Origin of the sequence: Mycetohabitans endofungorum, from assembly GCF_002927045.1 — a bacterium.
GTDB lineage: Bacteria > Pseudomonadota > Gammaproteobacteria > Burkholderiales > Burkholderiaceae > Mycetohabitans > Mycetohabitans endofungorum.
The window spans coordinates 118,592-126,522 of the sequence record NZ_PRDW01000010.1; the positions used below are offsets into that span (position 1 = coordinate 118,592).

Annotated in this window: 6 protein-coding genes and 2 pseudogenes; all 8 read left to right on the forward strand. The window is 59.7% G+C overall.

Annotated features, from left to right (window positions below):
• Positions 1–807, forward strand: a complete 807-nt coding sequence (locus tag B0O95_RS11145; RefSeq protein ID WP_104077953.1) for a 2-keto-4-pentenoate hydratase — start codon at positions 1–3, stop codon at positions 805–807.
• The gene (locus B0O95_RS11150; protein ID WP_104077954.1) at positions 804–1,571 is read left to right on the forward strand and encodes a 2-keto-4-pentenoate hydratase; all 768 of its coding nucleotides are present in this window, start codon (positions 804–806) and stop codon (positions 1,569–1,571) included. The genes B0O95_RS11145 and B0O95_RS11150 overlap by 4 nt, the downstream gene beginning before the upstream one ends.
• A 60-nt stretch (positions 1,572–1,631) precedes the next feature.
• Complete coding sequence (locus tag B0O95_RS11155) at positions 1,632–2,594, forward strand: acetaldehyde dehydrogenase (acetylating) (protein WP_104077955.1); 963 nt, start codon at positions 1,632–1,634, stop codon at positions 2,592–2,594.
• Positions 2,591–3,601: a 4-hydroxy-2-oxovalerate aldolase gene (dmpG, locus tag B0O95_RS11160; protein ID WP_104077956.1), complete on the forward strand. Its 1,011-nt coding sequence runs from the start codon at positions 2,591–2,593 to the stop codon at positions 3,599–3,601. Before B0O95_RS11155 ends, dmpG begins: the two co-directional genes overlap by 4 nt.
• Before the next feature lie 99 nt (positions 3,602–3,700).
• Positions 3,701–4,443, forward strand: a pseudogene (locus tag B0O95_RS11165) (transposase); the annotation flags it as partial.
• Between the two features lie 39 nt (positions 4,444–4,482).
• Entirely contained in the window at positions 4,483–5,499 is a 1,017-nt protein-coding gene (locus B0O95_RS11170; RefSeq protein ID WP_104077974.1) for an IS110 family RNA-guided transposase, read from the forward strand.
• 225 nt (positions 5,500–5,724) lie between these two features.
• Positions 5,725–6,205 (forward strand): annotated as a pseudogene (locus B0O95_RS11175) (IS3 family transposase); the annotation flags it as partial.
• A 173-nt stretch (positions 6,206–6,378) separates the two neighbouring features.
• A partial coding sequence (locus tag B0O95_RS11180; RefSeq protein ID WP_199180494.1) for a condensation domain-containing protein occupies positions 6,379–7,931 on the forward strand: 1,553 nt, incomplete at its 3' end.

Here is a 7,931-nt window from a genome sequence, read left to right on the forward strand (position 1 = left end):
ATGACGCCACAACAGATCCAGCAGGCGGCCGCGGCGCTGCGCACGGCGGCCAGCAGCGGCGAGTACATCGCACCACTTCGCGACACCTGGCCGTCGTTGTCGATCGATTCGGCCTATGCAATCCAACGTGAGAACACCGAGTGGCGTATCGCGCGCGGGCAGCGCGTGATCGGCTGCAAGATCGGCCTTACGTCGGTCGCGGTGCAGCAGCAACTAGGCGTGGACCAGCCCGACTTCGGCATGCTGTTCGATGACATGGGCTTTGGCGATGGCGAGCCGATTCCCACGTCGGTGCTCGCGCAACCGAAGGCCGAGGCCGAAATCGCGTTCATCATTGGTAAGGATATCGAAGCGGACCGTCCCAGTCATGTGGATGTGCTGCGCGCCATCGACTATGCGTTGCCGGCGATCGAGATCGTCGGCAGCCGCATCGCGAATTGGAATATCCGGATCACCGATACGATCGCCGACAACGCGTCGTCGGGGGCTTTCGTGCTAGGCAATACGCCGGTAAGCGTTGCTGCGTTCGATATGCGGTTGTGCGGCATGGTGATGGAGCGCCGCGGCGAGCCGGTGTCGGTCGGCGCGGGCGCCGCATGCTTGGGAAGCCCCGTCAACGCACTCGTGTGGCTCGCCCGCACGATGGCGGCTTTGGGCACGCCGCTCAAGGCTGGCGACCTAGTGTTGTCTGGTGCGCTCGGGCCGATGGTCCCGATCGTGCTCGGCGACGTTGTCCAAGCTCGCATCAATGGTGTTGGTTCTGTGCGGGCAGTTTTTGAACGCGATCCGAACGAGGCCCATGGATGAGCTTCATTACTGAATACGCCACACTGCTCGATACGGCGGCGCGCGACGTGCACGAGGTCGAGCAGTTCGATCTCGACGCTCGTCTGTCGTTGGAGGACGCCTACGCGATTCAGGCCGCGTCAATTGCGCGGCGGCTCGAGCGCGGCGAGCGCAGGGTGGGCGTGAAGATGGGTTTCACGAGTCGCGCGAAGATGCTTCAGATGGGATTGTCCGATGTGATCTGGGGCAGGCTGACCTGCGCCATGCAGCTCGAGGAAGGCGCATCAGTGTCGTTCAGGCGCTTCGTGCACCCGCGTGTAGAGCCGGAGATCGCATTTCTGCTCAAGCGGCCGCTGGCCGCAGATGTGACGGCCCCTGCGGCGTTGGCCGCCGTGGAGGCGATCGCGCCGGCGATCGAGGTTATCGATTCGCGCTACAAGAACTTCAAGTTCACGTTGCCCGAGGTGATCGCTGACAACGCCTCGTCCAGTGGCTTTGTGATCGGCGCGTGGTGTGATCCGCACATCGACTTCTCGAACCTGGGCTTGACACTGAACATCGACGGACGGGTCAAGCAAGTCGGCTCGAGCGCGGCATTGCTCGGCCACCCGCTGCGTTCGCTGGTGGCGGCCGCGCGCTTGTCCGCGCAGGCCGGCGAGCCGCTGCAGGCAGGCTGGATCGTGATGGCGGGTGGCGCGACTTCGGCCGAGTACATCGCGCCGGGTCAGTATGTATCGATCGACATCGAGCGGCTGGGCAGCGCCGGATTCCACGTGGCCGGCTAAGCGGCGCATGCTTCGCAGCGCGCGCCACTTAGCAAGAAACCGTACGATTGGAGTACAAGCATGACGCAAAAGGTGAAGGTCGCCATTATCGGCTCGGGCAATATCGGCACCGACCTGATGATCAAGGTGATGCGCAACGGCAAGCACCTGCAGATGGGTGCGATGGTGGGCGTCGATCCTCAGTCCGACGGATTGGCGCGGGCTGCCCGACTCGGCGTGGCGACGACTGCGCGGGGCATCGATGGATTGCTCGAGCTGGACGTGTTTGACGACGTCGACATCGTGTTCGACGCGACATCTGCCGGCGCACATGCGCGGCACAATGAGATCCTGCAGGCCCATGGCGTGCAAGTGATCGACCTGACGCCAGCCGCGATTGGACCGTTCGTGATTCCAGCGATTAACCTGCATGCCGAGACCGCGTCGAACATCAATATGGTCACGTGCGGCGGCCAGGCGACGATACCGATTGTGGCGGCGGTATCGCGCGTGGCCAAGGTTCACTACGCGGAAATCGTCGCGTCGATCGCCAGTAAGTCCGCGGGACCCGGCACGCGCGCGAACATTGACGAATTCACCGAGACCACGCGCCGCGCAATTGAGTCGTTGGGCGGTGCCACGCGCGGCAAGGCAATCATTGTCCTCAATCCGGCGGAGCCGCCGCTGATCATGCGGGATACGGTGTTTGTGCTGTCCGAGCACGTCGATACACGGCTGGTCGAGCAAAGCATCGAGCAAATGGTGCAAAGCGTACAGGCCTACGTGCCGGGATACCGGCTCAAACAGAAGGTCCAATTCGACGAGATCGTGCCGCAGCATCCACTGAACGTGCCAGGCATCGGGCCCGCGCACGGCCTGAAGACGTCCGTGTTCCTGGAGGTCGAAGGCGCGGCGCACTATCTGCCGTCGTATGCTGGCAATCTAGACATCATGACATCGGCCGCACTTGCATGCGGCGACTTGATCGCGCGCCGCCGCCTCGACGCGGGTATGGCGCGCGGCCATCGGGAGACCGCACAATGAGCCACACCGGCAAGAAACTGTATATCTCCGACGTGACGTTGCGCGACGGCAGTCACGCCATACGACACCAGTACAGCGTGGAGAACGTGCGCGCGATCTCGGCCGCGTTGGACCGCGCCGGCGTGGACAGCATTGAGGTCGCGCATGGCGACGGGCTGCAGGGCTCTAGCTTCAACTATGGATTCGGTGCGCACAGCGACGTTGAATGGATCGAGGCCGCCGCGCAAAGCGTGACGAGAGCCAAAATCGCCACGCTGCTGTTGCCCGGCATCGGCACGATCCACGACCTGCGCAATGCGTACGATGCCGGCGCCCGTGTCGTGCGCGTGGCGACGCACTGTACCGAGGCTGACGTCTCGCGGCAGCACCTGGAGTACGCCCGGGAACTGGGCATGGATCCGGTCGGTTTCCTGATGATGAGCCACATGACCACGCCGCAGAAGCTGGCCGAGCAAGCGCGGCTGATGGAAAGCTATGGCGCGCGCTGTATCTATGTGGTCGACTCCGGTGGCGCGCTCGGCATGAACGACGTGCGTGATCGGTTCCGCGCCCTGAAGGAGGTGCTGCGCGCCGATACGCAGACCGGCATCCACGCGCACCATAACCTAAGCCTTGGCGTGGCCAATTCGCTGGTTGCGGTCGAAGAAGGATGTGACCGCATCGATGCGAGCCTAGCCGGAATGGGTGCCGGGGCGGGCAATGCGCCGCTCGAGGTATTCATCGCGGCTGCTGACAAGCAGGGCTGGAATCACGGGTGCGACCTGTACCAGCTGATGGACGCAGCCGATGACCTGGTGAGGCCGTTGCAAGACCGCCCGGTGCGCGTCGATCGCGAGACGCTTGCGCTTGGTTATGCTGGCGTGTATTCGAGTTTTCTGCGTCATGCTGAAGTGGCCGCGCAGAAGTACGGCCTGAAGACCGTTGACATCCTGGTTGAACTTGGCCGTCGCAAGATGGTGGGCGGCCAGGAAGACATGATCGTCGACGTCGCGCTCGATCTTCGCTAGGCCGCGCACCCGAATACCGACGGCCCGACGTTGCACAACGTCACGCCGTGAACTGCACCCCAAAAGTTGGACGCCGATCCAACCTTTGGGGTGTTTTCCATGGCGAAGTACACGGAGCAGTTCAAGTTATCGATCATCGAGGAGTATGAATCTGGCCACGCAGGACTGCGCGACATGTCTCGTCGGCATGGCGTAGATGAAGCGACGATACGCAAGTGGGTACACGGGGTAGCGGATGCATGGCGCCGTCAGCGTCAAGCGCAAGTACGAGCGCTATAGCCGAGAGCTCAAGCTGCTTGTTCTGCAGCAAATCCGTAGCGAAGGCCTACCAGATCGCGAAGCGGCTGCGTGGTTCGATATTCGCAACCGTGCCGTCATCGACCTGTGGAAATGTCAGTATGATGAGGGGGCGTAGATGCATTGTCGCAACGCCCGCCAGCACGCTCCAAGAAGATGCTCGAACAGCCGACCACAGCGCCCCCTTCGCCCGATGGCGACACACGCACTCGTTAGGAGTTACTCGAGGAGTTGAATTACTTGCGCATGGAGAACGCGTATCTAAAAAAGCTCGAAGCCTTGGCTCAAGCACAGCAACAAGCAGCGCAACGCAAAAAGCGCAAATCGTGCTCGAGCTAAGGCAGCAGTACCCTCTGGAAGGCTTGCTGAAGGTCGCCGGCTTGGCGCGCAGCATGTTTTATTACCAGCAAAAGGCGCTGAGCACCGCCGACAAGTACGCTGAGTTGAAGACCAAGATCCTTACGCTGTTCGAGCAGCACAAAGGCCGCTATGGCTATCGGCGTATCACGCTCGCGCTGCGCAACCTTGGGCAAGTCATCAACCACATGCTGTAATTGCTTCTGCGGCTTACTTTGGAGGCGAACATGGAAACGTATGTGGGTCTCGATGTGTCTCAAAAGGTTACGGCGATCTGCGTTGTTGATCGCGATGGGAAGAGCGTATGGCACGGAAATGTAACCTCGAATCCTGAAGAGATCGCCCGAGCTATTCGCCTGCATGCACCGGAGGCAGTGCGGGTTGGAATGGAGACGGGTCCACTCGCCGTATGGCTATATCATCGCTTGCGAGCCGAGGGTATCCCGCTCGATTGCATTCATGCCCGCCATGTCCACGCGGCTCTGGCGAGCCAACTGAACAAGACGGATACTAACGACGCACGCGGCATCGCTCAGCTCACGCGAAGCGGCTGGTACCGGGGTGTCGAGGTCAAGAGCATGGCTAGCCACGAAGTGCGACTTCTACTGGCCGCGCGCGGAAAACTTGTGAGCATGCGAACCGGTCTATATAACCAGATTCGGGGCGTACTTAAGACGTTTGGTGTCATCCTGCCGGCAGGTAAAGGTGTGCCATTCGAACGGCTTGTCGAGCAAAACATGCCGCCCTCATCTCTTGTACAAGGCGTACTTGATATCCTAATAGACAGCTTGCGCCATATTGGAACTCAAATTAATGCACTCGATCAGGCCATCCGTCGCGTTGCCCAAGCAAGTTCGGTCTGCCGGCGCTTGATGACCGTTCCCGGCGTGGGCTCACTGACTGCAGTGGCGTTTGCATCGGCTGTTGACAATGCTGAGCGCTTCCGCAGCGTGCGGGACATTGGATCCTACCTTGGGCTGACGCCGACGAAATATCAATCCGGCAATGTCGATCGCAACGCAGGTATTTCGAAGGCAGGATGCCGGCTTACGCGCCATCTACTGTTCGAAGCGGCGTCCTCTCTGATCTGCCGATACCGGCAGGACTGCGATCTGAGACGATGGGCACTGACGCTTATTGCTCGCATTGGCGCTCGCAAGGCGATAGTCGCCACCGCGCGCAAATTAGCGACCGTACTGCTCTCTATGTGGAAGGGACAAACAGACTTCAAGGCGATCAGATAGTGGATTCGATTTGACTATTTGCACTGCCAGAGCCGAACGCTTCATTCAGGCTGATTACGTCGCCGCAGCGATTCCTTCACCCTCTTTGCGCTCCCACCGCGGCAATCACATCGGAACGCTGTAGCGACTTTCAAACGGCACGTTGTGGCGCACTGCGACCACGTAGACGACAACGAGACGGCCTCTATGAAGAATTGCAACAGAGAGGGATCTTATTGACAGGAATTAGACGACAAGAGCGTTCAGCGTCTGATGCATGAACTGCGGCTAAAATCTCTAGTGCGCGTCAAGAAATACCGTTCCTACCAGGGCAGCGTTGGCCGCGTTGCGCCTCATGTCTTGCAGCGTCAGTTCCACGCTCAGCGTCCAAACGGAAAGTGGGCGACCGACGTCACCGAATTCAATATGGGTGGGCACAAGCTTTACCTTTCGCCGGTGCTGGATTTGTGCAACGGCGAGATCGTTGCTGACGAGATCAGCCGCCGTGCGGCGTTCGAGATGGTGAGCACGATGCTCAAAAAGGCGCTGGCGCGATTGACGCGGCACGCTCAAGTCCGAGCTCTTCCATCTTGAGCGTTTGCGCAACCTGGACGAACTGCAGACCAGTCTGGCACGCTACATCCACTATTACAACCACGATCGCATCAAACTCAAACTAAAAGGGCTGAGTCCTGTGCAATACAGGACCCAGCCCAGACAGCCCTAGCTTTCCGAAACTGTCCAACTTTGCGGGGCCGGTTCAGGTTTAAGCCGGGTAAAGGTTATAGGCCGCTGGCGTACAATATGTCCCGAACCTTGGCGGTACCTCAATACGTGGCGGAGGGGCGAACCACGTATCTCAAATCGAATAAATCGTTGATCTGAATTGGAGATAAATTGATGGCTGTTAGCGCGACACCCCTTGCGACGTATTCGCTTTCTTCTGAGCAAAAGGAAATCTGGCTCGCGCAGCAGCTTCATCCAGACATTCCAGCCTACAACATTGCCCAATACACAGTGATCGAAGGCGCGATTGATCCGGCTGTGTTTGAAGCCGCATTGTGCCAAGTCATCGGTGAGGTGGACAGCCTGCGCTTGCAATTTGTCGATAGTAGCGAGGGGCTGCGGCAGACAATTGGCTCACCCGCATGGTCGATGTCGGTGTTGGATCTTAGTACAGAGGCTAATCCTCACACAAGCGCGCAAGCCTGGATGCGCGCCGATTATGAGCAGCCGGTGGACCTCGTGCAAGGCCCGCTCTTTTGCTATGCGTTACTGAAAGTCGCTTCTGAACAATGGATTTGGTATCAGCGTTACTGCCATATCATCATAGATGGCTATGGCGCTATGCTCATCGCGCAACGCGTCGCGCGGATGTACAGCGCAATGCGCGCAGGCAAGAAGCCTGAGCCGTGTGCGTTTGGCTCGGTTCTGCAGCTGTTGGGCAGCGATGCGCAGCAGGCGTCCGCTCAGCGAGAACGAGACGAAGCGTATTGGCTCAAGCAATGCGCCGATTGGACCGAGCCCACGACGCTGGTGAGTCGTGCCGCACCACTCTTGCAGCACCGGCTGCGTCAGACAGCTTACCTGCCGACTCAGGCGCTGGGCGACTTTATGTCGGATACAGGTCGTTTAGCCCAGATTCTCACAGTTGCGCTGGCCGTGTATTTGTATCGGATGACCGGCGTGCAGGACGTGGTGCTGGGCTTGCCAGTGACGGCTCGCTTGGGCGCGGATCGGTACATCCCCGGCACGCTGGCGCATGATATCCCGCTGCAGTTCACAATGCAGTCGGGAATGAACTTGTCGTCATTGCTGCAGCAAGCTGCGCAGCAGATCCAGCGCGGCTTCCGAGGTCAACGCTACCCGAGCGAGGCGCTACGGTGCCGATTGGGGCTGCCTCCAGGACAAGCGCTATTCGGTGCCACGGTTAATGTGATGCCGTTCGACTACGATATGTCGTTCGATGGTTATCCGTCGACGAACCATAATCTGCTCAATGGTCCGGTTGACGACCTGGTGCTCGACGTCTATTGGGCCCCGGGCAGTAGTCAATTACGGATCGACTTTAACGCGAATCCCGCATGCTATACGGTGAAAGAGCTCGACGCGCATCAGCGTCGGTTCGTTCGGTTCGTACACGCGCTGGCTGCGAATGCAACGCAACCGATTGGCCGGATCGATCTGCTTGATGCTGAAGAGCGGCATCGGCTGCTGGTGGAGTGGAACGCGACACAACAGGATTATCCATCGCATCGGTGTATTCACCAATTGTTCGAAGCGCAGGTCGAGCGCACGCCCCAGGCGCCGGCGTTGGTGGTTGAAGAGCGGACGCTGAGCTACGCGCAGCTCAATGCACAGGCGAATCGCTTGGCGCATCAGCTGATTGAATTGGGCGTTCAGCCGGACACGCGCGTAGCGTTGTGCGTGGCACGCTCACCGGCAATGATCGT